Origin of the sequence: Paenibacillus sp. FSL L8-0494 (genome assembly GCF_038003695.1) — a bacterium.
In the GTDB taxonomy this organism is placed as follows: domain Bacteria; phylum Bacillota; class Bacilli; order Paenibacillales; family Paenibacillaceae; genus Paenibacillus_AQ; species Paenibacillus_AQ odorifer.
In genome coordinates, this window is the sequence record NZ_JBBOPQ010000001.1 from 335854 (window position 1) to 362635 (window position 26782).

Here is a 26782-nt window from a genome sequence, read left to right on the forward strand (position 1 = left end):
CATTTATGAACGTATCGTCAATCGGCATTAAGCAAACAGGGAAACCAGCTGTACAATACATGTCAAACATCGCACGGACAACTGTAGCTGTAGATCCTGCAAGCTTAGCAACAATGACCGGAGCACTCACAGCGGCTATTACAGTCACTGGTGCTGCTTTGGGTGACAGGGTAGAACTATTTCCACCATATGACCTTCAAGGCGTTATAGCGCAAGGTAATGTATCGGCTGCGAATACCGTTAAGATATCTTTTTTTAACCCAACTGGAGCAACTATAGATCTTCCGTCCGGTGCATGGACGATTCAAGCGATTAGGAAGTGAAGAAGATGCAAAAGGTAGGATTTGAAACCCAATCTTCGCAGCCGAAGAAAATTAAATATGTGACTTTACAAAAGACAAACGAGAGTATGAACGCATCTGAAAAGGAAGGCGTTAACCTTTGGAACTTAATGGTCACAACCCTTCGCAATAATAATCTGATGGAGGACAAAAAGTAGGGGGCGCTTTGCTCCCTTTTTTTGTTTATTGAGGTGAAATGACATGTTTAGGTTGGAAATTGATGCTTTGAACGCGATTTATGAGCAGCAGTGTAAGACGAATGAGCTACTGCAGAAGTTAGTTCATCAGAAAGAATCTGAAACCAAACGCCCTGCCACAAGGAATAAAGGCGGTGAACCATGTTAGTTCAGGAGATCGTTGAGGAAATCATTGAGAAAATACCGGATAATACGATGCCTGTAGTCTCAATACTTCGTAAGATCACCCAGACAAGAGATAGACTACTTCGCAATCTAAGCCCTGCACAGAAGCAATCAGACGTACTTAATCAGGCGTTTGATGTAACAGCAGGAACATTCTTCACAGACCTTGTATGCCCTCCTGGTAATGTCACAGAGGTGGCTATTCGCAATGCTATCTACACGAATCAAACGTTTAATGATGATGCTCGAGACTGGCGTAGGATTCCCCTCAGACAGTTTGATGAGCATGAACACAGACCGTACTACTACTTCGTATCTGGTCAGATTGGGATATATCCGCCACCACTGTATGATACGTTCTACGGAATTAAGATATTTTACACAGCTGTACTAAGTCCATTAACGATGAATGACCTTAACGGTGGAAGTGGTTTCGATCCGAACTTCGATATGTTGCTGGTTTATGGAGTATTAAAAGACATACTTCCAAACAACGGAGAGTTCCACGAGCGATACAATCAGTTATTTAAAGAATATAATTCTGCAACTAGCGGATATGAACGATATGTTGTGAAGGGAAGATGGTGATTAAATGACAAATCAATACCCATGGAGTTCTAACACCACACCGCCTATAGCATCACAAGACGATCCGCGCTATGAGACTCCGGGCGGCGCGCAGCATAAAATAGATACCCATGTGAGCGTGACAGGAAATATCGCAGACAGAGCCGTCACGCAGCCGAAAATAGCTGATTGGGCAGTTGGAGCACGTCAAATAGATCCAGCGTTGCTAGAGCATTACGGGGATATAGCAACGAATGCGAAGTTTGAGGTTATTGATGAACAATTGGCGGATATAGTAATTAACGCAAGAAGTTTAGGTTTGTTAGGCAATGGCACTGACGAATCTGCACTTCTCACCGATGCAATAAACTATGTGGCGGACAACCACTATACATTACTAATCCCGCGAGAAATGACAATATCCGTTAACGTTATGACCATATCAAATAAAAGTTCATTCGGTATTAGATGCGAAGGGACTATTAAGAGACTTGATAGTTCACCAACGGTGGGGGCTTTACTCAGACTGGAAAATTGCTCTTCTGTATCTATTCCTTTAATGAACTTCGATGGCAATGGGCTAAATAACGGATGTAATGAACTGGTTGCTTACACTTCTACCCAAGAGCAAAAACATTCCATGGTACTTTATGGGTGCAACAGGATAAGAATAGGGGACATGTACAGCCATAATAGCTGTGGTGATGTGCTTTATATTACAAACGGATCATATGACATTACTGCAAATTCTGTAAATGGCACAGCGGATGCTTATATTGGTCGGAATGTTGTCAGTATTATAAGTGCCCAAAATGTTGACATAACAAGCGTAAATGGTCGGCATTTTGGGCATTATGATATGCCAGGTGGACTTGATATTGAGCCCAATGCAAATACGGAAATTGTACGTAATGTTCACGTTGGCCTTGTTCAAGTAGAGGGGGGCGGAACCCTACCGTGTGCAGTCCAAAATACTAACGGTTCAACAGTGGATCATGTAACGATTGATTCGGTCAGCATCACAAATAATAATGTAAAAGCTTTGGGTTCAGGATCAGAAACGGGTTCTATCATGTTGGCCGGGTCCTCAATAAAGATTGGGAATGCCATAACAACTAATAACACCTCGTTTAATATCACCTCTTTGATCATTACGAACTTCAGCAGCACGGCAAAAGGCATTACTGTTTCAAGTCTTTATGCAACTGGAGGGTATAGAGGACTTTCCATTGGTTTTAATGGCATGGTCGAGGACGTTTCAGTAAACGCAATTATTCGTAATGTAAAACTTGACGGAATTGACTTATTTCAGGGCAGAAATATGCAATTGAGTGTTGATATCAATAGTGTTGGTAGTGATCGATTTATGATTAATAAGCCTGTTAATGGCCCGTTGGAGAATGTAAGGATAACAGGAGACATATCAAAACGGGGAACAGGATTGCGCGCGATGATTACGAGTGATGTTGCGTCGAACATCGTCAATCTGACACTTGAAAACTTGAACTTCACTGGATGGAGTACGGGGGAACGCGTCTCAGGAGTTGCATTTGGAAACGCAAATAAGATAAACTGCCTGAATCTAACGGACATGTCTGCAAAACCGACGTCAGAGCAATGGAAGATCGGAGACGTTGTGACCAATAATGCTCCCATCGAGTTAGGTACTGCTGGAAGCAAATACATTGTTGAGAAGTGGATTTCTGTTACTGCGGGGTCTGGTAGTAGTATTTTCAGAGATGGCAGAGTCTTAACGGGGAATTAAGAAAGGTGGAATCGCATTGGCGCTTCAATTAAAAGTTGAATTGGACAGCGGAGTTGTGTTGGATCATGCATATTGCAGAATCGGATCGCTCAGTGGAAATAAAAACAAAATAACCATCATGTTAGATACATTTATGAATCAAGAGACTTGTTTAACAGGTAGAAGTATAGTGCAGCAAGTAGGTTTTGAGTTCAAACCATCAGTAGAAGATAACGCACCAAACTTTATTAAACAGGGGTACGAGTATCTTAAAACTCTCCAGGGGTTTTTAGGTGCTGTTGATGTTTTAGAGTAGAATCCTACTGCACATCATCTAACGAAAGGAGGACACTATGCAAATAAGTGAAATCATATCCGAAGCAGATCTACTAGTCCCAAATGAAGTCCCTACAGCCGACAAGGTAATGTGGCTAAACGCACTCAACCAAGACTTCTTCAACGTAGTCAAAATACCACGGGTGATATCGTTCACTCCGGTGGTAGATCAAGCCACATACACATTGTCTACAGAGATACGATTAAAGAATATCGACCTCCTAACGGTTGGGCTAATCAAGTATAAAGAGCTATTACCAACCGCACCTAACCCGTTACAGAACACATATACATTCGACGACAGCACACATACTCTGACATTGCGTCCTGCACCGTATAGCAGCGGTTTGCAGGGCGTTTTACGTTACAGTAGGATTGCTACAACCAACTTTACTGCAAGCGACCTGAGCGCGGTTCCAGAGGCTCCAGAAGAGTATCATTTTAGTTATTACATTGGTCTGGCTTCATATATTGCGAATGCTATGGATGATATGAACAAAGGCTCTTTTTATGAGGCGCAATATCTCAAAGTATGGGATACAGCGGCAAGGCAATACGCGGGGGTGGAGACTAATGGTTAACTATGTACCTCGTGGGATTCCTGCTATTGCGCCCCCACTACCAGGTATTCAGGATCCTATCAGCATCCGGCAATGGCAGGGATTGAATACCTTCGATCCTTACAGCATTGCTGAATCCCAACTTACCGACATGTCCAATATGAGCACGAGTGATTACCCTGCCCTCTCAGTGAGGACGGGGTTTTCTGTTTTAGGTACGTTTGGCACCAGAATATTAGGGATGGGCGCGTGGAAGAGTGAGCTTCATGTAATCGCCAATGACGGGGTCTGGCATAGGTGGAATGGAAGCACATGGACAACGCTACTCGCTGGACTTGATACGTCGGCTGAGTGGTCGTTTACAGTGTTCCAAGGCAACCTAGATGATATCAACCTGATCGGTGTAAACGGTCTAGTGGCTAAGCGTTATGATGGCTCAACAGTCATTGATCTTAGCGGAGTTCCAGCAGGACTTAAGTACATTACTACTTACTCTAACCGTATCTGGGGAGCCGTAGGAAAGGAACTACACGCGTGTGCGCTAGATCAGCCGGAATCATGGACAGATTTCGGTGGTACAGATGAGGACAGCTTTGTGAAGGACATGGAATCAACGCGTGGTGAGGATATTAACTTCCTCTCTGGATCACTATCCAGGTTAACCATTGGCTTGAAAAACAGCATACATGAGCTGTATGGCGATCTTCCATCAAACTTCATGGTAAAGCTCATAGTTGATGGTGTTGGCGTTATAAACAATAAGTCCTCGGCCACTCAAGAAGGCATCATGCGCATTATTGATGAACGCACAATATACGACTACGCCGGAGGAAACCTGCCAAGTGCGGAATTCTCACAAATCGTAGGTAAATACCTTTCTGCAATGGACACTAATGTTGCTGCCGGATCAGACCCAGACAGACTGTACTTTCGTACTCACACAAACGAAATTATGGTGTACGATTCACGCTCTGGCGTAAATTGCTGGAGCCGATGGGCAAACATTGACCCAACATTCTTCTATGTGCTGGATGATGTGATGTACATCGGTGATAGCCTAGGACGAGTACTAAAACTGGATTCCTCCACCAACGATGCAGGATCGCCTGTAAGCTGGTCATTCACCACCAAGCCATTTACCAACCCTACAATGTCACAACGTCAGCGGTGGCTTAAATTGTGGCTGTATGCTGAGATTTCGGTAGGTACGACCGTTAACATCTATCTATCTACCACAAAGGACGGAAATGACTTTAACCTTGTGCACACCGTTACTGGCACAGGTTCCAAGGTTGAGCGCATTATCATTCCAGTTCGGAGCGTGGTACTTGAAAACACTGTAAGAGTAAAAATATCCGGTACCGGACCAGCGAAAATACATGAATTAGTACGCCAAATCAGACAACTGTCACTATTTTAGGAGGGTTATCATGGGTATATGGAAAATGTCTCAACTCAAGGCACCACCACTGACGGATGACGTGAAGGAATTGCGAGAGTACATCAAATATTTGTCCAATCAACTCGCTTCAATGCTGAAGGATCTGGACTTTACCTTGAACGGAGACGTGGATTTCAGGAACGTCCGCGCCAAGTCGATTAAAGCTGACCGAATGGATGTAGACGAGCTTTCAGCTATCAGTGCTAATCTAGGGCACATCATAGCTGGTCTTATAGAGTCGGTAGAGATTTATGGTAGTTATATCAGCACTAACAGGAACGGATTCCCCAGGACTGAAATTAGCAATACTGATAACCTATTAAGAACATCTTTTGACTTGAATAATTACATCAATTATGTCGCTAACTATGCCAATGCACCTGCGATTGAATTCGTAACAGGAGGAGTGTTAAGGGCGAGGTTTAGCACTATCTATACTGACTTGGAGATATACGCACCTAATGGAATTACATTTACATCTCCAACTAATAGGTTTCAAAACTGGTCCACTATATACAATTCAGATGAGAGTAAAACATTGCAAGATGAATTGAATGAAATATACGACCGATTAGAAGCACTAGAAGGACCATAATTAATGTGGTATATTGGAGAAAATTGGCACTAAAAAAGGAGATTGACATGAAAAAGTATTTTGTTGGATTCCTTGTAGGAGCTATTTTCACCTTATCTACTTCTGTATTTGCAGATGACATTAAATCTATTATTGGTCAGACGGTACAAGGAACAGCTGTTGTTTCCCTGGATGAAAAGGAAATAGGTTCTGCTGTTATCATTAACGGAACTAGCTATGCTCCAGTTAGAACGGTAAGCGAAGCATCTGGATTAAGTGTTGATTACTCTAAGGGCGTGGTGAAAATGAAAACAAAGGCAAAGCAATATTCTGCAGAGGATATCCAAAAAGAAATTGATAAGTATACCATGTTGATATCTTCGACTGAGGAAGGAATTGAACGCGCTAATACTTCGATTGCATCAGGTAGTTTAAGCGAAGATGAACTGAACTATTTAACTGAAGGAAAAGAACAGCGAGAAAAATTACTCGTATCTTACAAGAATAAGTTAGCCGAACTTCAGGCTCAACTAGCAGAACTGCAAAAATAACCAATCAGCTCAACTTTGAGCGTATCAATTACGAAGGTATGCGTAACATGCGGATGCCTTTTCTGTTTACAAAAGGGTATTGTTGGGTTATTTTTATCTAACGAAGGCAAAATACAACTGCGCAATGCATAAAAGACCTTACTCATAAGAGCAGGGTCTTTTTGTTAGCTGTAACACCTGAAATATTTTGTTTACATTTCGGGGTGTTTTGGGCTATTTATATACAACGAAAAAAACGAAGGACTACCGGATTATGGAGAGTCCTTTTTGTTATTAGTCAGTATCTGGATTTGTAAATAAATCAAAAGGAGAACCTGCATTAATCTCTTGAATTGTTGATTCTTTTACTAGAGGAATTTCAGAAAGCATATTCAAAACTTTTGTTTTAGCTTGTTCCGCCCGATCTTCGTATAGCGGTAAATTCTTTCTTAGGAATTCAATTTTCGTTTTTACGGATACCGGATCATCAGGATCAAAGTCTTTTGAAACTAAAATTTTGCTATGTGGGTTTAACTGAATTTCTTGCAGCTCATATTTAAGAATTGAAGCAGAGGATGATGCATCCTCATATATCCCATTTATTCTTTGACAGTTCTTTGTGAAATCTGTGACTCCTAGCATGAAATCAATACTTTGTCCCAATATCTCTGGAAGCTTTGAAAGAGTTTCTAAATTAGGTTCACCTTTATTACGTTCAAATCTTCCATAGTAAGACTGAGAAAGACCGAGTTTATCAGCCATATCTTGCTGACTTAAACTCATTGATTCTCGTAGCCATTTTAAACGAGCAGAAAAAACTTCCAAAATAACTACCTCCATGTATTGACATTAGACCATTGCGGTCTTATTATTAGACCATATCGTACTAAAGGGGGTGAAAAAGTGCGTACACCAAGGAATAAATTAACGTATTATCGGTTGAGTAACATCATGTCTCAGGAAGATGTAGCACAGAAATTAGGAATTTCTCAAGCATATTATGGAAGGCTTGAACGAAATCCTACAAATATCAATGTGGGAATGGCGATAAAGCTAAAATCAATCTTTAAAGTTAACACCTTAGATGAACTATTTTCAGACGCAAGTTAGACCAATATGGTCTTATTGTACATTTGTAAATTATTTTTTACAAGGGAGGATTAATTATGAATGAGTTAATGATGTTTGAAGGAAACGAAGTGATAGTGCTTCTTCCTGGTGAGGTTAACTTTGAATTCAAAGGTGAATTTTTGATTAGAGCAAAAGATGTGGCTAATGTACTTGGTTATCAAGGCACATCAGCTACACAAGAAGTATTGAAGTTCGTTAAAACTGATCATGTGATACTTGTAAAAAATTCAGATATGGCGATTCACCATATCCGAAAACTAAATAATGCTGGTGAGACATTCATAACAAATCTCGGGCTTAATCGCGTTTTGGGTAAATCTGAAATGCCTAAAGCAGAACCATTTCAAGATTGGTTATTTGAGGATGTTCTGCCTTCAATCAGTAAGCACGGAGCATATATGACTTCGGCAACAATCGAAAAAATTACAACTAATCCTGATTTTTTAATTCAACTAGGTAACGTCTTAAAAGCTGAGCAGGAGAAAAATAAAGTACTTGAATTAAAAATTGAACAAGACAAACCTAAAGTCCATTATGCCGAGGCAATAGAAATATCTGAAGATGTGATACTCATTGGGCAGCTTGCTAAAATATTAAGACAAAAAGGCATAGAAATGGGTGAAATCAGGTTGTTTAAATGGATGAGGGATGAAGGATATCTTTGCAAGTCTGGATCTGACTACAACAAACCTACACAGCGCGCCATGGAACTAGGATTATTTGAGATAAAGACAGGATATAGAAGTGGATCAAACGGAACGACAAAACTTACCTTTACTACTAAGGTTACAGGAAAAGGGCAAATATACTTTATCAACAAGTTTTTGAAAGCAGCTTAACTGAGGAGGATTAAAATGAATTTAAAAGTAATTGATGGGATAAAAAAAGACAAGCCAGATTACTATACTATGTATTCTAACGCATTTATTAGATGTTTAGAAAAATTGGCAGAAAAGAATTTATCTGTATTAGATTCTGATCTTATTGAAAGAAAAAGACTTGTTTATTATGGAATTAAATTAACAAATTTAGATGACTCTGAAATTTATGATTACAAATATTTGATTAAGGTTCTACAAAGAACGGAATATATAAAACTAGTTATGAGTTCATTAACTCCTTCTGAACTTGAAAATATTTTTCCTATTGAAAAGAAATACGATGGTACTAGATATGAGGTTAAAGATTACTTTTATACAAAAAACGTACTAAATAAATTAGATAAGAGTACAAATATCGGCGAGAAAATCAATGATTTATTGTGGGATTATCAAAATTGGGACATATCATTATTTGTAGTCAATAGTATGTCTTTGGTAAGTGACATACGTAGATCACAAGGGCAAAAAGGGTTGATGGAAGAGTTCCTTGACGAAAAAAATGTACCATACTACACGATGCATACGGATGAAAAAGGAAAAGGATATTTAGAAAATAGTCAAACTGGCGAAGTTACTAAAGTACAGAAGCCAAAACCGAGGTATTTAAACATTGTCAAATAAAAAAAGCCACTTATCAAAGTGACTCATTCCGGTTACCTATTCAGGCTTGGCGGTCGTTTAGGTAACCACACAGAGGGCAAAGCCCTTACATACACATTGTAACATTACAACACGAACGCGGCAATGCCCTCTACTTTAGGAGGGAAATGATGCAAAATGTACCGAATAGCTTGACACAGGGTAGTATCATAGACTCACTGGGCCCGATGGACTCCGAAGGCTATAAAAAGCTACGTGAAAAGATAGTTTCCATGAATGATGTGACATTTGAAAGCATTATATTATCGCTTGACCGTACGATCGGACTTATAAACTAATCCAAGGGTGCTCCTAACAGGGCGCCCTTTTTATATACACTCTCACTCAAGGAGGTCTACCATGGCACAGAGTATGTTCAATCTCGATACGATCCGTAAGGCTAAACAGTCCTATAAGGCTAACCCAACAACAATGCCTACCACAAACACACGTGTAAACCCTGTACAAGCGATGTCACAGGCTACGAGCTTAGTGCCAACAAAGACTATGACACCTACTACAGCTGCAAGTGCTGCGCAGAAAATGGTAGCAGCAACAACTACGCCATCACGCACAGAGCAGACCCTTGGCAACATATCTAGTGCTGTGAACACACCATTTACCTATGATGCTGATTCAGACCAAGCTTATCAGGCGGCTGTTAAGGCGGCACAGCAGAACTTAGCAGTGAATCAGAAGAACACTAACGCTCAGCTCAGAGCCACGGGGCAAGGTAAATCCTCTTACTCTGAGACGGTAGCGAACCAATTGGCGAATCAAACCACTGAAAATATAGCGAATAACATTTTGCCGCAGTACGCACAGCAAGAATATGGAAGATATCAAGACAACATAGCTAATCAAGGTAACTTATACGGTCTACAATATCAGCAAGACGTTACCACGCCTCAGAATGAAGCACAGCTTACAGGTAACTATCTACCTCCTGAAGCCAAGACAGCAATTAATAACCTATTGGGTCTTAAAACCCAAGCAGAGACGAAGGGGATCACCGCTGGAGAACGTTCTGTACTTAGTACAGAGGCTGATAAATTACGCTCACAACTTAAGTCACTTGGTATTGATCCAAGCTTCTATGGGGCTGATAAGACAGCAGCACAAGCTAGTTCAAACAATCCGGGTATCCGTACTCTTGCTGGACAGTCACAGGACTTATCTGCTCAGGCTCAAGCATTAGCTAAACAGCAACAAGAATACAACCAAGGCATTACAAACGCGCAGCTCACCGGGACAATGCCAGACGGATCCAAGACCACTGCCGAGCAACAGCGTCAGCTCACCAATCTTTGGACGGTGGCAGAACAAACAGGATCTATCCCTGATGGATTAGCTACTATGTATGGTCTACCTAAAGGTACAGAGACGCTTGCAGCTAAACAATTTGCGCAACAGTTGGCAATTAGTCAGCAGAATGCAGACACATCAAGCGCTAGCCTATCACTCAGCCGTGATAATTCAGCTTGGGATCAACAAACAGCAATCATTGATGCAGAAGCAAAAGCGCAACAAGCAGCAGCTAAAACCATGACCCCGCAGGATTATGCGAAGACTTACGTTAATCCAATTGCTAAACGTGATTCTAAAGGAGCTGTAACCAATAAGAATGACGTAATTGCTGCAATCGGCGCGTCTGGTTATGACGATGAGAAGATTGACACACTTCTGAGACAATACGGAATCACGGATACTGATGTTAAGGCATATCAAAAGGCTTATAACTTGGGGGAGTAAATAGCCCCCAGGCTAGTGGGGCTTATACAAATTACTACAAAGCTGAAAAAGACGCCAAAGCGAATCCTCAGAACTATGCTACAGCTAAAAGCGCAGTATCTTCTGCCATAACTGCTGGCGGATATCCGGCTAACTGGATTAACGATGTTTTGGAGTTGGTAGCTAGAGAGTCAAGCTTTAATTCTAACGCTAAGAATCCTAAGTCAACGGCAGCAGGGTTATTCCAATTCCTTGATGGAACACGCAAGAACTACGGTGGAAATAGCGTTAATTGGTCAGATCCTTATGAACAAGCCAAAGCAGGTCTTAAATACATTAAAGATAGATACGGAACGCCTCAAAAAGCACTGGAATTTTGGGATAAAAATAAATGGTATTAAGGCGGTGTAACGATGGGAAAGTATGACGAACTACGTAAAATAGCAGCGCAACCAACATCACAACGCACCGCTGACAATATCGAAGCGTACAGAGCGGCAGTTACTCCGGTTCCTGCTGCTTCTGAACCTACAGATCTAGGCACGAAATACGATTTCTTACGTAATCCGCAAAAATATATTGAACAGAATAAACTACTTTCTGAACAACAGGCATCACAAGCCGCGGCAGATAAGAAGGCGATCACTAGTCAAGTGCTTACAGACACCTTAAACAGTGTGATGAAGCCTACAAACACCAAAACCGAAACAAAGAAAACAGTAGACTTCAAACAAGATCAAGCGAACCAAAAGGCGGCGGCAACAGCGGCCCCTAATCTGTTCGCAGGAAAAACACTGGCTCCGGTTACACCTAATATCACGAATGACATTGGATCTACGTTGCAGGGTAAAGTTCCAGCAGCTTCTCTATTGCAGCAAACAGGAAAAGGTCCTGCTAACGCTTCGCAAATTCGCGGGATATCTGAGTATGATACAAGAGAAAAAAGAATAGATGAAACTAATATTCCTGAAGTACTGAAATTGCCATCAAGGGCAATGAATAAACTTGCATTTGATACCCCCTTGGGATTGGCTATATCAAGAGCTTTTTCTGGAAACTCTGGTGTAACTAGTCGTGACAGTACAGGAAACAAAACGGTAGATAAGATAACTGACGTAGTAAATGATTTAGTTACACCTCTTATAACTCCTACTGGCGCTCCTCTTGGGCAAGGTATTTTTGGATCAACTTATGACGCAACCGGAAAGCTTCTAAGTGGAAAAGCTGGTCAACGTTTATTACAAGGAGCTAGTAAGGTGATACCAGGGTCGCAAAATGTAGCTAAAGTAGCTGCTACAGAAGGTATAGCAGGATCATTGCAAGGTGTAGGTTTCGGATTGCAACAAGGTCAAGATAGTGGAAATGAGATTGCTCGCAACGCGTTTGGGGGTGCTGCTGCTGGTCTTGTTCTTGGTGGAGCAAGTGCGGCTTTGGGAGAACTTGGAACATCTTTGCTAAGTCGTTTTCGTAAAAGTGGTATCCCTGAGTCTGAAATTGCAGAAATCGCGCCTGAACTGCTAGCTTTACCTGAAGCTAACCCTAGAACAGTGCGCAAGCAGTTAGCTGGAGAGATTAAAACAACTCCATCTGGTGACACAATATCGACTCCGTACACCTTCCGTTTAAACGAAGCAACGCCTGAAACGGCAGCGGCCACAGCGAATCGTCAAGCGATGAAAAACTATGATCCGATAGAACTTAGTACAAAGTACGCCCAAGACGTTATCGACGAATATAAAACACTGAAAGAAACGAATGCCAAGAAAATTAGCAACAAGAAGCTGTATGAACAAGCTAGACAAAACGTAGACGATAGGCGTGTTACAGACGCTCCAATTGTAGAGAGTAAGCTTAAGGACACCAATATAAAAGCAACGGAACCAGCGCCATATACGGATCCTGTGATCCGCAATCCAGTGCAAGAGTTGTCCCGTGAGCAGCAGATACAAAACAAAGTGAATGCAGGGGAGTTTTTGCCGCAGGAAGATATTGATTTCTTGCTCAGTGGTAAGTATGACAAGTCGAAGGCTTTCCCTGATGAAACACCAACGACTTCAACATATGTTAAACCAAAATCAGAACTTGTTCCCAAAACGGAGATTAAGCCAGTTAAGCCAAAGGCAAAGCTTAAGCCAGTGAACAAAGAGGTAGCAGCAACTACAGAAGTGGCAGCCACTAAGACTCCTAAAAAGAAAGTGGTTGGCGAACGCGGTTTCTCTCAAACGCTTAAAAACTCTGAGAAGACACCGGAAGGATTCACAACTAAACTCGACACGAAGTATGAGCCGACCACTAACCGTGGGGATTTGGCTAAAGCAGAGGAACGTTTAAAAGATCGTGCAGATGCTACAAGATTCATCCTTGAGGATACTAAGGGTGGCATGACTTCTGAACAGTCCATCACAGCCCAACGTTTAATCGACACACATATTAAAGAAGGGAATATCCAAGCGGCTGAAAAAATGGCAGATGCATTGTTGAAAGAATCAACACGCAGTGCACAGTTTCTACAGTCGTTGTCAACGTACAACAAGCTTTCTCCAGAAGGCGTTTATATGGTGGCTAAACGTTACGCCAATAAGATCAATGAAACCTCTACTAAGATTGCTAAAAAGGCTGAGGTTACAGCACAAATGGCTGATGATCTCCAAGGTTTGGCTACTATCAATCAGAAAATGACAGGCGTAAAAGACTTATCCAATGATGCTGTAGACATTCTCAAACGCGCTAAGGCTGGCGAAACATTGACGGATGCTGAGACTTCTGTTATTCAAAAGTTCGTTGAAGAGTCCAAACAGTTCATAAAAGAGTCTGGTAAGGAATACAAACCTAAAGCACCTAAGATTCCAAAGGATAAAAAGGTGAAAGATAACGTTATGAAGTTCCTTGATGCTCAGGAGGCAGCAGCAAAAGAACGCTTGAGAGCCAAAGGGGTTCGCGTTAGTTCGACTCCAATTGATATCTGGGCTGATTACGCAGTGATTGGCGCTGCTAAGATGGGTAGAAACATTATCAACTTTGCGGATTGGTCAGCGCAGATGGTTAAGGACTTAGGCGAAGACATTCGACCACAACTTAAGTTTCTTTATGAGAAATCACGTGAAGTATATGATCTATCTAACAAAAAAGTGACTTCTCAGTCTGTAGCATCTGCTGAACGATTAACACAAAAGTTAATCAACTCCAAACAATTGAGTGAACATGAGGCGAATTCACTGCTTAAACTGGCTTCTCAAGTAGATGAATTGTCAGGTGAAGCGAAAAGAGTAGCTTCCCAAGATTTACAGGTGATTCTGCAAAGCTTGGATAACCCATCACTTGGTAAGAAAATATCCAGCGCCCAGACACAGGCTCAACTTCTGAACCCTAAAACTCAGGTTCGTAACGTGTTAGGTAATGAGTTGTTTTATCGTTTGGAGAGAATCAGTAAGTACGTTTCTACGCCAATTGACATCGCGCGTTCAAAAATTACCGGATCTGATCGGACGGTGACATTCAGAACACACAATCAAGGGAAGTATTGGGAGAACTTTATTGAAGGCGGATCTGCAGGTTGGAGAGGCGTTAACATCAATGGTATAGAGACTCAGTACGACTTATCAAGTCCAGCATTCAAAGGGAAATACAACCCCTTGAAATACACCGAAAAGGCATTGGGAGCCGCACTGAGAAGCTTTGATAACGCTGCTTACTCCAGAGCCATGAATAAGACACTAGGAGAACTCGGAACGCTGGACGCAATTAACAGTGGCGTTAAACCAAGCAAAGAGTATGTACAAGAGTTTATCCGTAATGCAGATGAAAACATAAATAAAATTGCATCTGAGTATGGTAAGTACGCTACGTTCCAAGATAATAACTCACTAGCTACTGGGTTTACGAAATTTAAAAGAGGTCTTAATTTCGGTAAAGACTTTGGTCTCGGTGATCTGATTATCAAATACCCTAAAACTCCAGGCGCTTTGCTCATGAGGGCTTTAGAATACAGTCCTGCAGGATTCCTGAGAACCATAGGTATGATTGCAAAACCTATGTATAAAAATGGAGTAGAAAACAACCCGCGAGCAGTAGTAGAAGGTTTATCCCGAGCAATTGTTGGTTCTGGCGGTCTGAGTATGCTCGGTTACTTCTTGATGGATAATAAAATCCTAACAGGAACAGCTAGTGGTGATAAAGATATTCGATCACTCCAAGCACAAACAGGAAAAGGGGCTTATCAAGTCAACTTATCTGCTCTGTATCGCTTCGTTAAATCAGGGTTTAATGAAGAAGATGCAAAGATTAAAGAAGGAGATAAGCTGTACAATTACGATTGGATGCAGCCTGTATCGGTAGCTATAGCACTTGGAGCAAATATAAAAGGAAATATTGAAGGAAGCTCAAAAAAAGGAGTCGGATCTACTGCTACCGGACTGATTTATGACAGTGCGGCGGGTGCAGTGAATACAATGGCTGAACAATCGTTATTAAAGGGAGTACAGGATGCTTTGTCCGGTTACACAGGTCAAACGACTACAGATAAGATCGTAAGCATAGTCGCGGACCTGCCATCTTCGTTCGTGCCAACGCTATCCAATCAAATCAAACAGTCCAGAGACAACACAAAGCGCGAAACATACTCACCTTCAACCGGAGAAAAGGTATTGAATACCGTTAAAGCGAAGATTCCTGGTCTTGCTGAGACACTGCCTAAAAAGTACGACACTTTGGGTCAAGAACAAACACACTATCAAGATGGAAATGCCTTCAATATCTTTGCGAATCCGGGATTTCCAGCCAACTATAAGCTTTCCGATGAAGCTCGTAAAATAGTAGACCTTATCGCTGCTACTGGTGACGAAACACTAGCTCCGCGTGTGCCAGGTAAGACAATCAACGGCGTGAAACTGACAGGAAAAGAGTACTCCAGATTCTCACAACTCCAAGGGGAGGAAACCAAACGTCTCGTATCTGAACTTGATACATCAATGAGCTTAGATGATCAATCTAAGGCAATGGAGAAGATACTAAAAGAAGCTGCTAAGTCCGCCAAGGAAAAGATGGTCAATGAATTCCCAAGGTTGGGTGATTAAATGATTGAATATGATGAAAGCGAACTAAGACAATCAGCAGTATCGGAGGATCTACTATATCTGATACTGCTTTTTCATGGCCCTGAAGTTAAGGATCTCTTTTTATACGGCGGTGAAACTATTGTGGAGTGTACTCGAGACGCTGTATGAAATTGCTTACTACCTATTAAAAAACATGGAGTCTCTCAAGTGGGAGGCTCTTTTGTTTTACCTTTTCTACCTATTCGGGAAACGGTCAGGAATGAAGATGTTCAAGAGATTTCTCACCGCGCACTTCCCTTATCTGGCAGATGAAAATGAGGACTGGCGAAGATGGGCAACAAACCAAATCGAATTGTTAGGTGGGCGAAAATGGCAGCCGACGAAATTGTATGGTCGTACGAAACAATTAAAGAGACTGGATCGGAAGAGCTCAACTACATTATCGAACTTATCACAGGTGGTCACAGACCAGGGAGGGCGATACCAGATGAACGAACAAAAGATACTAATAGCAACTGATGACGGACATGGGATGGAAACTGCCGGGAAACGTACACCGCTATTTCCAGACGGTACTTATATGAAGGAAAACGAATTTAATCGTGCAGTTATAGATAAGTTGAACGTTCACCTGAAGCGAAATAACTTCGATGTTCTGCATGTATCCGCGGGGGATAAGGACACCCCACTTAAAACCCGTACGGACCTAGCCAACAACAAAATCTCTAATGGATTCGGGCGTAAAGCAGATGCTATCATATCCGTACATGCTAACGCAGCAGGAAGCACTTGGAACAGTAAGGTGAAAGGAATTGAAATCTATTACCGCGCTGGCTCAAAGGAAGGTAAGAAGCTCGCGCAGGACGTACAGGAGTATCTTGTAAAAGGCACTCCATTGATCAATCGCGGACTGAAGACATCTAACTTACACATTACTCGTGAAGCTGATATGCCTGGCATACTTGTTGAAGGTGCGTTCATGGACAATCCAGACGAAGCAAAACTGCTGATGTCCGATGCCTACCGTGAGGAATGTGCAGAAGAGATCGCACGCGGCTTTTGCCAGTTCTTCGGCCGCCAGTACATCGAGGTATCCAAACCTGTAGTGCTTCCGTCCGGAATGTTTCCGGTGGAGATCATCATCGGTCAAACTTCACTGTTGGGGCTGCTGATTGAAGGACGCAGCTGGATACCTGTACGTGATTCCTTCAATGCTTTGGGAATTAACACATGGCTGTTCGATAAAAAATCAATCGTTGTAAACGGAAATGTGCTTGAGACGAAGATCATCAATGGTTCCAGCTATATTAAATCAATTGACTTACAGAGTCTTGGATTAGTTAAGAGTGTATTCTTGGATCCTGATGCTGTTAATACCAAACGTGTACTCATTTACCCTAAGGAGGCTGTTTAACCATGAATGACATGCTGAATCAAGTAATGGTGTTTGCTTCGGTGCTGGCTGCAATCGTGTTGGCGTTCCTGCAGTTGGTTAAGACTACCGTCAGCGTACCGAAGAACCTAATTCCCATCATTGGACTTGTGATCGGTTTGTTGGCTGGATACCTTGGCTATATCTTCACCGACCTCGAAACGGTACCGCGCCTATGGGCAGGAGCATTCGCCGGGCTATCCTCTACAGGAATCTTCGAGCTGGTGAAGAACAATCCCGGTCACACCAAGTAACGACTAAAAGCCCTTGCCTAGCGCAGGGGCTATTTTTGTTTATAATGGTGGTAAGGAGTGATTACATGCCTATACAACCAACTCTCATAACTATACCGATGGCTGAACACGTTTCTTCATATATACTCAATCGCGGAGGCTGGCCCGACTGTACACCTCATAAAATACTTGAACGGGCAACAAGCTATGAGGAACTACATAAATGGATGAGCATCGCAACAAAATCCCCGAGAACCCCATTTCCGACTAAACCCAAACAATCAGATGTATTCTACGTGGTCCACGAAGGAATTTCATATTGTTACATTTACATAAACGGAGAATGGAAACTAGTTGATGCTGCACCTACATGGTTGCGGTAATTCCATGATATTTGTAATAGTTATGTATGGACGGGTGTTCCGGTTAGCCGACTGGTAGAAGGCGAACGGGATAAGCTGCTGCGTCTGGAGGATACGCTGCATGAACGGGTAGTGGGCCAAGACGAAGCCGTCAGCTTGGTGGCCGATGCGGTGCTTCGGGCAAGAGCAGGAATCAAAGATCCGAATCGCCCGATTGGTTCATTCCTGTTCCTTGGCCCGACGGGTGTAGGGAAGACTGAGCTGGCTAAGTCGCTTGCGGTATCTCTTTTTGACCGCGAAGATGGCATGATCCGTATAGATATGTCGGAGTATATGGAAAAGCATAGTGTCTCCCGTCTCGTCGGCGCACCTCCAGGATATGTTGGATATGAGGAAGGCGGGCAGCTCACGGAAGCTGTGCGGCGTCAGCCTTATACTGTAGTGCTGCTCGATGAAGTGGAGAAGGCGCATCCCGATGTGTTTAACATTCTGCTGCAGCTGCTTGATGATGGACGGCTGACTGATTCACAAGGCCGAATGGTTGACTTCAAGAATACAATCATCATTATGACTTCCAATATCGGTTCACCTCATCTGATTCAAGGCACCGATGAAAAAGGTCAGCTCACGGAAGCTGCCAAGGATAGAGTGATGAAGGAACTGAGTGGTCATTTCCGTCCAGAGTTCCTGAACCGGGTGGATGACATTGTAATGTTCAAGCCGCTGACACTGGGTGAGATCGAGAAAATTGTGGACAAACTGGTGGATGGATTGCGTCTACGTCTGGCAGAACGGGAGATCGGGCTGGCATTAACTGAATCGGCGGTGCGTTTTATCGCTAAGGAAGGTTTTGATCCTGTGTATGGGGCAAGACCGTTGAAAAGATTCATCCAGCGCAGCTTGGAGACACGTGTGGCACGTGCGATTATTGCTGGTGAAGCCGCAGAGGGATCAGTTATTCAGGTAGATGAATCCGGCAACGAGCTTGCGGTAACCATTCTGAAGCCAGAAGTCGATGGGCCACAGAGTTCTGAATTGAGTTCGGAATAAAAAAAGCGTCCACAAAACCGTAACGGCTTTGTGGACGTCCTTTTTATTGTAAGCCTCACTCCACCCAAGGGATTAGATGAGGCTGTTCATCCAAGATGGACATATATTGCTCTTTCCAGCCGTATTTGCCGTCGGGGTCGAGGAGCATATAACGCAGATATTTTTCGAGCCGGAACTCGGCTTTGGACCAACCGAGATGCTTGAGCCGCAGGTTGCTTAGCTGATGAGACAGCTCGAAGATATTTTCCGGGAATCGCCCACAGTGCTGTGGGGATTCATTCCATACATAGTTGAAGTCTTCTTTATAGCGAAGCAAAAAAGGGCGGTAGTTCAGATGAGAGCGCCAGTAGGTATCCTCCCTGTAATGGTTCGCGTTCCATAAATCGTAAAGGCGGAAGCAGAACAGATCGACCCCATCAGCAAACAGCAAGGTATCTATATTTTCCGCGAAGCTGGCTTCAAAGATCTCATCCGCATCCAGACTCAGAATCCACTCGGGATTTGTCTTTAGGACTTCCTCCCACTGCTGTTTTCGCAGCTCAATTTCATTGCTGAACTTGGATTCGGTATTATGCACGAGATGAACGGGAATGCCGTCAAGTGCTTCCAGACAGACAGCTGCTGTATTGTCTGTGCTGCCGTCATCAATAATGACAGCCTCATCGATATATTTGCGGTGTTCCTCCAGAACCTGTCGCAGGAAGCGCCCGCTTTCATTTTTTACAACCATGGTAAGGGTTAGCTTGGGGCGCTTTTTGGTTATAGGAGCAGCTGCAGCCTCATTGGAATTTTCCTCGATGGGTGTGGGTGCCGATTCAGCTTTTACCCCTGTTGTTTCTCTGATGAAATCTTCAACCTTGCTCAAATCACTATCTCTGTACAAATGAAGGGCAGGATAATGGGTATCAACAAATAGTGGAATGCCAAGGGCCGCGGCACGAATGCAGAAATGGCGATCCTCGCCCCAGTATGAAATGTTCCGGATCTGATTGTAGCTTACCCCGGCTTTTAACGCATGCTGGCTAATCAATGTACAAGCGCCGAGACCCCCCACTTCATAGATTCCAGGATTGCGGAGTTTGGCTATGAATTCATGAAATCTGCGGTTGATCTCCTCGGGTTGCAGTTTTTCGCCGGGAAGTATCTCCCACTGATTGTATTCGTCATGCATCCAGACCTGCGGCTGAAACATGGTATCTGGCTGCCACTGTGTCCAAAATACTTCTGAAATAATATCTTTGTTCGTCCCTATTAAATGTCTTAGCGTATCTGGGTGGAGGATGAGGTCAGAGTCGATCAGGAAGAGGTAGTCATAGTTCAGGGTTTGCGCTCGGTTAATCATGAGGTTTTTGAAGTTGGCGACTTTCCAGACTAAATCAGAATTCCAAAAGTGGGTCGTATCATTGCGAATGTACGCATCGTGAAAGCCGGAGCTTTGAATAAAAATATGCTCACCCTTGCTTTTGAATTCCTGGAGCAGTCGGCTGGACGCTTCATCATCATTGTCATCAATCAGATGGAAATCCAGTTCGATTTGCTCGATATTCAGGCGCAGCAGGGAATTCAGAAATTCTCGCAACACATTGGGCTTTTGATGGATCGGGCTGCCGATTAATACGCGTGTCTTATTCATTGCGGCCTCCTTGGGGGACTCTCCCTTTCTTCCGAGAGGTATAGGTATGTTCTCAATATATTTACAGTTAGATAGTAATAATCCTTATTTCGCAAAGTTCTTATAGTAAATGAGAAATGAGAGTTGGATAAATTGAACTTTTTAGATATATTAATTTTTATGGATCTGCTGTACAATTACCGGATAATTAGATAAGAATGCCAGCCAGATGAGCACAGGAATGAGACTATGGATAAATCACCACTAAAAGCTCAGTAGTTAATCAATCTGTTACTGGCCATGAATCCTCGTGCGGATGTGTTCTGGTATGATGCAAAGGTAAATACCGACCTCTGCTGGATGGGGATGTTGAGGAAATATACGTACCGGAAGAGACAGCGAAGACTGAAGCTCATATTGGTGGCTGAACAGAGTTTAGGAGAGTAGTCACGATGAAGCTGGTCCATCAAGGTTTTTATAACGGTCTGACTTTCCAACGTGTGGTTCGTGGATTTATTGTCCAAGGGGGTATTGCGACCCTTGGCATACTGTATTCGGAAGAGTCATTTCAGGTATGGACCATGTGGATACTTTAAAGCGTGGGGATGAGTCATGAAAAAGGTCGGAATTTTCAGTTCCCTCAATATTACATTAATGTGAAATGCTATCCATTGTAATTCCTAGTATCCCGATATACAATATAAAAAACAAACAAAGACAATATAGACACGGGGGAGAAACTTATGCGTAAAGGATTATCTGGAGTTATTACTTTGGTTTTGTTAACATTTTTGATTAGCGCGTGCTCCGGGGGAAATAACGCCGCTTCCACAAATACAAATCAGACGCCTACGGCTACTGAAGGATCGACAGCAAGCACTGAACCAAAAGATGGTGGCAACTTAATTATTGGGGTCGCTGCAGATCCTGTCATTCTAAATCCGAACTATGCTGGTGATCGTGTCAGTCTGACGATTGACCAAGCGCTCTACGCGCCATTGTTCCAAGTGAATAACGGAGAGAAGACCTTCTACTTGGCAGACAGCCTGACACTTTCCGAAGATAACCTGACTTATACATTGAAACTGAAAAGTGGACTAACTTGGCATGACGGAGAAAAGCTTACAGCTGACGATGTCGTGTTCACGATTGATAGCATCCTCGATGAGAAGCAAAACAGCATGTTGAGAGCGAACTTATTCATCGGTGATAAACCCGTTAAGGCAGTTAAGGTGGATGATCTGACTGTAGAGTTCAAGCTTCCGCAGGTCAGCCCAGCTTTTGAAGCTACACTAGTGCAAGTATTTCCGATTCCAAAGCATATTTTTGAGAATGAGACGGATCTAGAGAAAAGCACCAAGAATGCTGCTCCGGTTGGATCTGGCCCATTTAAATTTAAAGAATACAAAGCAGGCGAATATGTTACGCTCGAGAGATTTGATAACTACTTTGGTGGCAAACCACATCTTGATTCTATAACGTACCGGATTGCTAAAGATACGAATGCTGCGAATCTCGCACTTCAGAATGGTGAGATCAACATTAAGTATCTAGATCCACAGGATGTTGGAACGATTGAGGCTTCGAACAATTTCGAAATCCTGCCTTATAGTGAAGGCCGATTGTCCTACCTGTTGTTCAATGCAAACAGTGATAGAGGTGCTCTTGCTAAAAAAGAAGTTCGTCAAGCCTTGTCTCTAGCCCTAAGTCGTGATGAAATCATTCAGGCTGCTTATACCTCTAACGAGTATGCAGACCCGGCGAAGTCCTTTTTGACTCCGGATGCATTGTTCTATACTAATGACGTACCTTCTTTTGATAATGATGTAGAAAAAGCCAAAGAGCTTCTGCAATCGGCAGGGGTTAGCGATCTGAAATTGAGATTGATTGTATCGAGCGGTAATAAAGCTCAGGAAGCCATTTCACTATACGTGCAGCAAAAGCTAAAGGCCATTGGCGCTGAAGTTGAACTGCAAAATATGGATGCCTCGGCATATGGTCAGAAATTCAGTGATATGAATTCAACAGATTTTGAACTTGCGATTGCAGGTTATATTATGGGTTACGATCCTGATGCTTACAGAATTTTGTATACATCTACTGCAGACTCTAACTACTCGCATTATAATAATGCTGAAGTCGATAAGTTGTTCAATGATGGTGCAGGAGAAGCAGATGTGACTAAACGTGGTGAGATCTATAAGAAGATCCAAGAGATCATTGCTGACGATGCACCGATTTATCCAATTGCTAATACTAAGACTATTGTAGCTGTCTCCAAGAACTACGGCGGTCTAGAAGAAGCAGTCTTGAAGCCTGTCGTTATTTTTGAAGATTTATCGAAAATCTACCTTAAATAAGAACGGGAAAAAATAAGCTGGTCAATCCAGCTTATTTTTTTACCGATATAGAACTGGGAGAATATACGTATGAGACAACTTATCGTCCGAAGATTACTGCAAACCCTGCCGATGCTGTTTTTTGTCTCGGTTGTGTGCTTTGCGATGATTAAGCTGGCTCCGGGGGATCCGGTACTATCCTTCGTTACGCCGAATATGCACGCGGATGATATTGAGCGCATCCGGCATAACCTTGGGCTGGATAAGCCAGCCTACATTCAATATTTTATATGGATCAAAGAAGTACTGCAGGGCAATTTCGGTTATTCCCTTGTGAATCATCAGCCTGTATTGGAGCAAATTCTAGAACGTTTACCTGCAACAGCAGGTTTGATGGGCAGTGCAATCGGCTTAGCCGTTCTGTTGGCGATCCCGATGGGTCTGCTTGCTGGAGCTAACCGGAACCGCTGGGTGGATAAACTAATTAACTTTTTATCCTATATCGGAATTTCAGTACCTTTATTTTGGCTGGCCATATTACTTATGTACTTATTTGCAATTAAGCTGCACCTGCTGCCTATTATGGGGATGCGAACCATTGGTGTGGAATCAGCGGTTGATGTATTGAAGCATGGTATTCTGCCTTGCGCCGTATTGGCTTTTGGATTTCTGGCCGGTTACGTACGATACATCCGCTCTAGTACGATTGGACAGCTAAAAGAAGAGTATGTGCAGATTCAATATGCTTTTGGATCCAGCAAGACAACGATTCTGTTCCGTCACGTGCTTAAGCATGTACTGTTGCCAGTAATTACATTGCTCGGGATGTCGATGGGTGATCTGGTGGCGGGTGCAATTGTAACGGAGACGGTATTTTCATGGCCGGGTATTGGCTCTTTAGGAATGACTGCGGTTAAAGGGATGGATTATCCCGTAATTATGGGAATAACTTTGTTCTCTTCTTTAATGCTGATAATCGGCAATCTGGTCGCGGATATTCTATATAGCTTCGTGGACCCACGAATTAAATTAACGAGGTGACCTCATGAATCGCAGTAAATGGAAAAGTGTTGGAGATGAGCTATTTACGAATAAATTGGGTGTCGCAGCCCTCATTACTTTAATCGTCTTCACACTAGGCTCTATATTTGCTTTTTTGTCCGGACATGATCCGAATGCAATGGATGTTTTGGCACGTTTGAAAGCGCCCGGAGCGGATCATTGGTTTGGTACGGATGATTACGGCCGGGACTATTTTGCCCGAGCTTTGTATGGTGGCCGGGTATCTTTGCTAGTTGGTTTTGCTTCAATGATCATTGCCACGGGTATAGGTGTGACGGTGGGCGTAATCAGTGGATATTTTGGCGGATGGATTGATAATCTATTGATGCGGATGCTTGATGTAGTGATGTCCATTCCATCTTTCCTTGTGCTGCTGCTGCTCAGCGTATTTCTGAAGCCGAGTGTAGGAAACATCATTTTAATTATTGCTCTATTAATGTGGATGAACATTGCCCGTGTGATTCGTGCGGAGACGATGACGATTAAAGAACGGGAATATGTACTATATGCAAAAGCTTCCGGCCAGAGCAACTTCGGAATTATCTGGCGTCATATTCTTCCGGGGCTAGTACCTGTTGTGATTGTAGGTGCGACGAATAATATCGCTTCCGCGATTATGATGGAGTCGTCCCTAAGCTTCCTTGGGTTCGGGGTACAACCTCCGAATGCCACTTGGGGCAGTATGCTTAACAATGCACAGGGATATATCGCTCAGGCACCTTATTTGGCATTGTTCCCGGGGTTATTGATACTATTAACGGTTCTGAGCTTTAATGTTCTGGGCGATATTTTGCGGGTTGGCTTTGAACCGAAGCTGATCCGAAGATAGGAGTGTGAAGACATCATGACGGAACGGCTATTGTCTGTTGAGAATTTGAAGGTTTCCTTCCAAACTCGAGATGGGGAGAATCAGGCAGTTCGTGGCGTTAGCTTTCATATAGATGCTGGAGAAACGGTAGGGATTGTTGGTGAATCCGGAAGCGGGAAAAGTGTAACTGCGAAGGCGATTATGTCGTTGATTACACCTCCGGGTAAAATTATCGCTGGAAATATTAATTTTCGGGGTGAGAATTTATCTAACCTTTCGGAAAAAGAGTGGAGAAAACTACGCGGCAACCGCATAGCGATGGTGTTTCAGGATCCCATGACCTCTCTTAATCCTGTGAAAAAAATCGGCCAGCAGCTTACGGAGGTCATCCGGCGGCATCGCGGCTTAAATAAGGAAGAAGCGTTCAAAGAAGCAGCAAGTATCCTGCGGCAGGTGGGTATAAATAATCCTGAGCAGCGGCTGCAGCAGTATCCGCATGAATTCAGCGGCGGGATGCGGCAGCGGGTCATGATCGCCATGGCTCTTTCCTGCCAGCCAGAGCTATTGATTGCGGATGAGCCGACAACTGCGCTTGATGTAACGATACAGGCCCAAATTCTTGATCTTTTTAAAGAGCTAAAAAATAATACCAGTACAGCTATAGCACTGATCACCCATGATTTGGGTGTGGTGGCTCAGGTATGTACACGGGTTATCGTAATGTATGGTGGACTAGTGATGGAGGAAGGTACGGTGGAGGATATTTTTTACCGCCCACAGCATCCTTACACGAAAGGTCTGCTTCGCTCGATCCCGAAACGTGACGGCAAATCACGTGAACGTCTGACTCCAATCGAAGGCACACCTCCGGATTTGTTGAATCCTCCTTCTGGCTGTCCCTTTATGGAACGTTGCCCTAATGCTTTTGCCCGTTGCAGCGAACGTCCTCCGGTAATCGAATTATCGCCCGGTCACCGTTCGATGTGCTGGTTAGCAGATGGTGTGCAGGAGACTCCAGCCGTAGCTGGCGTTGAAGGGAGCGGTTCGGTTGAGTGACAATAAGATTCTAGTGGACGTAAATAATCTCAAAAAACATTTCTCCAAAGGCAAGGATATGTGGGGACGCGATACATCGGTGCTTAAGGCAGTAGATGGCGTAAGCTTTCAGATTCGTCAGGGAGAGACCTTTGGGCTGGTTGGAGAGTCAGGAAGCGGCAAGTCCACGGTTGGACGCTGCTTGCTGCGCTTATATGATTACACAGACGGTGAAGTGTCTTTTGACGGGCAGCCGCTGAGCAAGCTTGGAGAGAAGCAGTTAAAACCTTTTCGCAGACGCATTCAGTCGATCTTCCAAGATCCCTATTCTTCACTTAATCCAAGCTTAAATGTGCTTGATCTGATCAGTGAGCCTATGAAAATCCACGGCATCCACGAAGGTGAAGAACGCAAAGAAGCTGTTGCGGCATTGCTGGAAAAGGTAGGTTTAAAAAGAGAACATCTCTACCGCTTCCCGCATGAATTCAGCGGTGGACAACGCCAGCGGATTTCGATTGCCAGAGCATTGTCCGTAAGACCTGAGTTTGTCGTGTGTGATGAGCCGATCTCAGCGCTGGACGTGTCTGTCCAGGCCCAGGTAGTGAACATGCTGGAGGATTTGCAGTCCGAATTTGGCTTGACCTATCTCTTTGTCGCACATGATCTGTCGATGGTACGGCATATTTCTGACCGGATCGGCGTGATGTATGGCGGTCGACTAGTAGAGGTAGCCGAAAGTGATGAGCTGTACGATAATCCTATTCATCCTTATACAAAGGCGCTGCTGTCTTCCATCTTGGAGACGGATCCCCGGCGGGCCAATCAGAGAATTATTTTAGACGGATACTCGCAAGAGTACGGCAGAGCTGAGACTTCTACACTACAGGAAGTAAGCCCGGGCCATTATGTTGCTTATGATTTTACGGTATGATTAGACTCTATATATAGATTGGGAGGG

At 43.3% G+C, this 26782-nt stretch carries 24 protein-coding genes and 2 pseudogenes; 24 read left to right on the plus strand and 2 right to left on the minus strand.

Annotated elements, in window-relative coordinates; genetic code table 11:
- Positions 1 to 5 precede the first annotated feature (5 nt).
- The 9 genes from NYE35_RS01645 (at position 6) to NYE35_RS01685 (ending at position 6476) form a co-directional block, all read left to right on the plus strand.
- Positions 6 to 323: a hypothetical protein gene (locus tag NYE35_RS01645; RefSeq protein WP_076205503.1), complete on the plus strand. Its 318-nt coding sequence runs from the start codon at positions 6 to 8 to the stop codon at positions 321 to 323.
- Between the two features lie 5 nt (positions 324 to 328).
- Positions 329 to 499, plus strand: coding sequence for a hypothetical protein (locus tag NYE35_RS01650; RefSeq protein ID WP_178944299.1), 171 nt, complete (start codon positions 329 to 331; stop codon positions 497 to 499).
- Positions 500 to 679: 180 nt separating this feature from the next.
- Positions 680 to 1291 (plus strand): phage adaptor protein, encoded by a 612-nt coding sequence (locus NYE35_RS01655; RefSeq protein ID WP_076275576.1) that lies wholly within the window; start codon positions 680 to 682, stop codon positions 1289 to 1291.
- Between the two features lie 4 nt (positions 1292 to 1295).
- Entirely contained in the window at positions 1296 to 3035 is a 1740-nt protein-coding gene (locus tag NYE35_RS01660) for a hypothetical protein (RefSeq protein WP_341120004.1), read from the plus strand.
- 16 nt (positions 3036 to 3051) lie between these two features.
- Positions 3052 to 3330, plus strand: a complete 279-nt coding sequence (locus NYE35_RS01665) for a hypothetical protein (protein WP_341120006.1) — start codon at positions 3052 to 3054, stop codon at positions 3328 to 3330.
- A gap of 37 nt (positions 3331 to 3367) precedes the next feature.
- Positions 3368 to 3931 carry a phage adaptor protein gene (locus NYE35_RS01670; RefSeq protein ID WP_341120008.1) on the plus strand — a complete coding sequence of 188 codons (564 nt, stop codon included), beginning with the start codon at positions 3368 to 3370 and terminating at the stop codon, positions 3929 to 3931.
- Complete coding sequence (locus tag NYE35_RS01675; RefSeq protein ID WP_341120010.1) at positions 3924 to 5330, plus strand: hypothetical protein; 1407 nt, start codon at positions 3924 to 3926, stop codon at positions 5328 to 5330. The genes NYE35_RS01670 and NYE35_RS01675 overlap by 8 nt, the downstream gene beginning before the upstream one ends.
- Before the next feature lie 10 nt (positions 5331 to 5340).
- Positions 5341 to 5946, plus strand: a complete 606-nt coding sequence (locus tag NYE35_RS01680; RefSeq protein ID WP_341120012.1) for a hypothetical protein — start codon at positions 5341 to 5343, stop codon at positions 5944 to 5946.
- A 47-nt stretch (positions 5947 to 5993) separates the two neighbouring features.
- Positions 5994 to 6476 carry a hypothetical protein gene (locus tag NYE35_RS01685; RefSeq protein ID WP_341120014.1) on the plus strand — a complete coding sequence of 161 codons (483 nt, stop codon included), beginning with the start codon at positions 5994 to 5996 and terminating at the stop codon, positions 6474 to 6476.
- Between the two features lie 273 nt (positions 6477 to 6749).
- On the opposite strand, the gene NYE35_RS01690 is transcribed toward NYE35_RS01685, so the two are convergent.
- On the minus strand, positions 6750 to 7280 hold the full coding sequence (locus NYE35_RS01690; RefSeq protein ID WP_341120016.1) for a helix-turn-helix domain-containing protein: 531 nt from the start codon (positions 7278 to 7280) through the stop codon (positions 6750 to 6752).
- A 78-nt stretch (positions 7281 to 7358) separates the two neighbouring features.
- On the opposite strand from NYE35_RS01690, the gene NYE35_RS01695 reads away from it, so the two are divergent.
- The 9 genes and pseudogenes from NYE35_RS01695 to NYE35_RS01735 form a co-directional block, all read left to right on the plus strand.
- Positions 7359 to 7565: a helix-turn-helix transcriptional regulator gene (locus NYE35_RS01695; RefSeq protein WP_341120018.1), complete on the plus strand. Its 207-nt coding sequence runs from the start codon at positions 7359 to 7361 to the stop codon at positions 7563 to 7565.
- 56 nt (positions 7566 to 7621) lie between these two features.
- The gene (locus NYE35_RS01700) at positions 7622 to 8425 is read left to right on the plus strand and encodes a phage antirepressor (protein ID WP_341120020.1); all 804 of its coding nucleotides are present in this window, start codon (positions 7622 to 7624) and stop codon (positions 8423 to 8425) included.
- 15 nt (positions 8426 to 8440) lie between these two features.
- On the plus strand, positions 8441 to 9088 hold the full coding sequence (locus tag NYE35_RS01705; protein ID WP_341120021.1) for a hypothetical protein: 648 nt from the start codon (positions 8441 to 8443) through the stop codon (positions 9086 to 9088).
- A gap of 378 nt (positions 9089 to 9466) precedes the next feature.
- Positions 9467 to 10858: a hypothetical protein gene (locus tag NYE35_RS01710; RefSeq protein ID WP_341120023.1), complete on the plus strand. Its 1392-nt coding sequence runs from the start codon at positions 9467 to 9469 to the stop codon at positions 10856 to 10858.
- Positions 10859 to 11007: 149 nt separating this feature from the next.
- Entirely contained in the window at positions 11008 to 11238 is a 231-nt protein-coding gene (locus tag NYE35_RS01715; protein WP_076275586.1) for a transglycosylase SLT domain-containing protein, read from the plus strand.
- Between the two features lie 12 nt (positions 11239 to 11250).
- On the plus strand, positions 11251 to 15909 hold the full coding sequence (locus NYE35_RS01720) for a hypothetical protein (protein ID WP_341120026.1): 4659 nt from the start codon (positions 11251 to 11253) through the stop codon (positions 15907 to 15909).
- Positions 15910 to 16150: 241 nt separating this feature from the next.
- The gene (locus tag NYE35_RS01725; protein WP_341120029.1) at positions 16151 to 17305 is read left to right on the plus strand and encodes an N-acetylmuramoyl-L-alanine amidase family protein; all 1155 of its coding nucleotides are present in this window, start codon (positions 16151 to 16153) and stop codon (positions 17303 to 17305) included.
- Between the two features lie 2 nt (positions 17306 to 17307).
- A complete protein-coding gene (locus tag NYE35_RS01730; RefSeq protein WP_076205571.1) occupies positions 17308 to 17577 on the plus strand; it encodes a holin in 270 nt (89 codons plus the stop codon).
- A gap of 389 nt (positions 17578 to 17966) precedes the next feature.
- A pseudogene (locus NYE35_RS01735) lies at positions 17967 to 18968 on the plus strand (AAA family ATPase); the annotation flags it as partial.
- A gap of 55 nt (positions 18969 to 19023) precedes the next feature.
- Here the strand turns inward: NYE35_RS01735 and NYE35_RS01740 are convergent.
- Positions 19024 to 20601, minus strand: coding sequence for a glycosyltransferase family 2 protein (locus NYE35_RS01740; RefSeq protein WP_341120032.1), 1578 nt, complete (start codon positions 20599 to 20601; stop codon positions 19024 to 19026).
- A gap of 434 nt (positions 20602 to 21035) precedes the next feature.
- On the opposite strand from NYE35_RS01740, the pseudogene NYE35_RS01745 reads away from it, so the two are divergent.
- From NYE35_RS01745 to NYE35_RS01770, 6 genes and pseudogenes are all read left to right on the plus strand, one after another.
- Positions 21036 to 21196 (plus strand): annotated as a pseudogene (locus NYE35_RS01745) (peptidylprolyl isomerase); the annotation flags it as partial.
- Between the two features lie 127 nt (positions 21197 to 21323).
- Positions 21324 to 22940, plus strand: a complete 1617-nt coding sequence (locus NYE35_RS01750; protein WP_076141416.1) for an ABC transporter substrate-binding protein — start codon at positions 21324 to 21326, stop codon at positions 22938 to 22940.
- Positions 22941 to 23009: 69 nt separating this feature from the next.
- Positions 23010 to 23960, plus strand: coding sequence for an ABC transporter permease (locus tag NYE35_RS01755; protein ID WP_036687292.1), 951 nt, complete (start codon positions 23010 to 23012; stop codon positions 23958 to 23960).
- Between the two features lie 4 nt (positions 23961 to 23964).
- Positions 23965 to 24810 carry an ABC transporter permease gene (locus NYE35_RS01760; protein WP_036687295.1) on the plus strand — a complete coding sequence of 282 codons (846 nt, stop codon included), beginning with the start codon at positions 23965 to 23967 and terminating at the stop codon, positions 24808 to 24810.
- 15 nt (positions 24811 to 24825) lie between these two features.
- A complete protein-coding gene (locus tag NYE35_RS01765) occupies positions 24826 to 25845 on the plus strand; it encodes an ABC transporter ATP-binding protein (RefSeq protein WP_341120034.1) in 1020 nt (339 codons plus the stop codon).
- Positions 25838 to 26755 carry an ABC transporter ATP-binding protein gene (locus NYE35_RS01770; RefSeq protein WP_280513446.1) on the plus strand — a complete coding sequence of 306 codons (918 nt, stop codon included), beginning with the start codon at positions 25838 to 25840 and terminating at the stop codon, positions 26753 to 26755. Before NYE35_RS01765 ends, NYE35_RS01770 begins: the two co-directional genes overlap by 8 nt.
- Positions 26756 to 26782 lie beyond the last annotated feature (27 nt).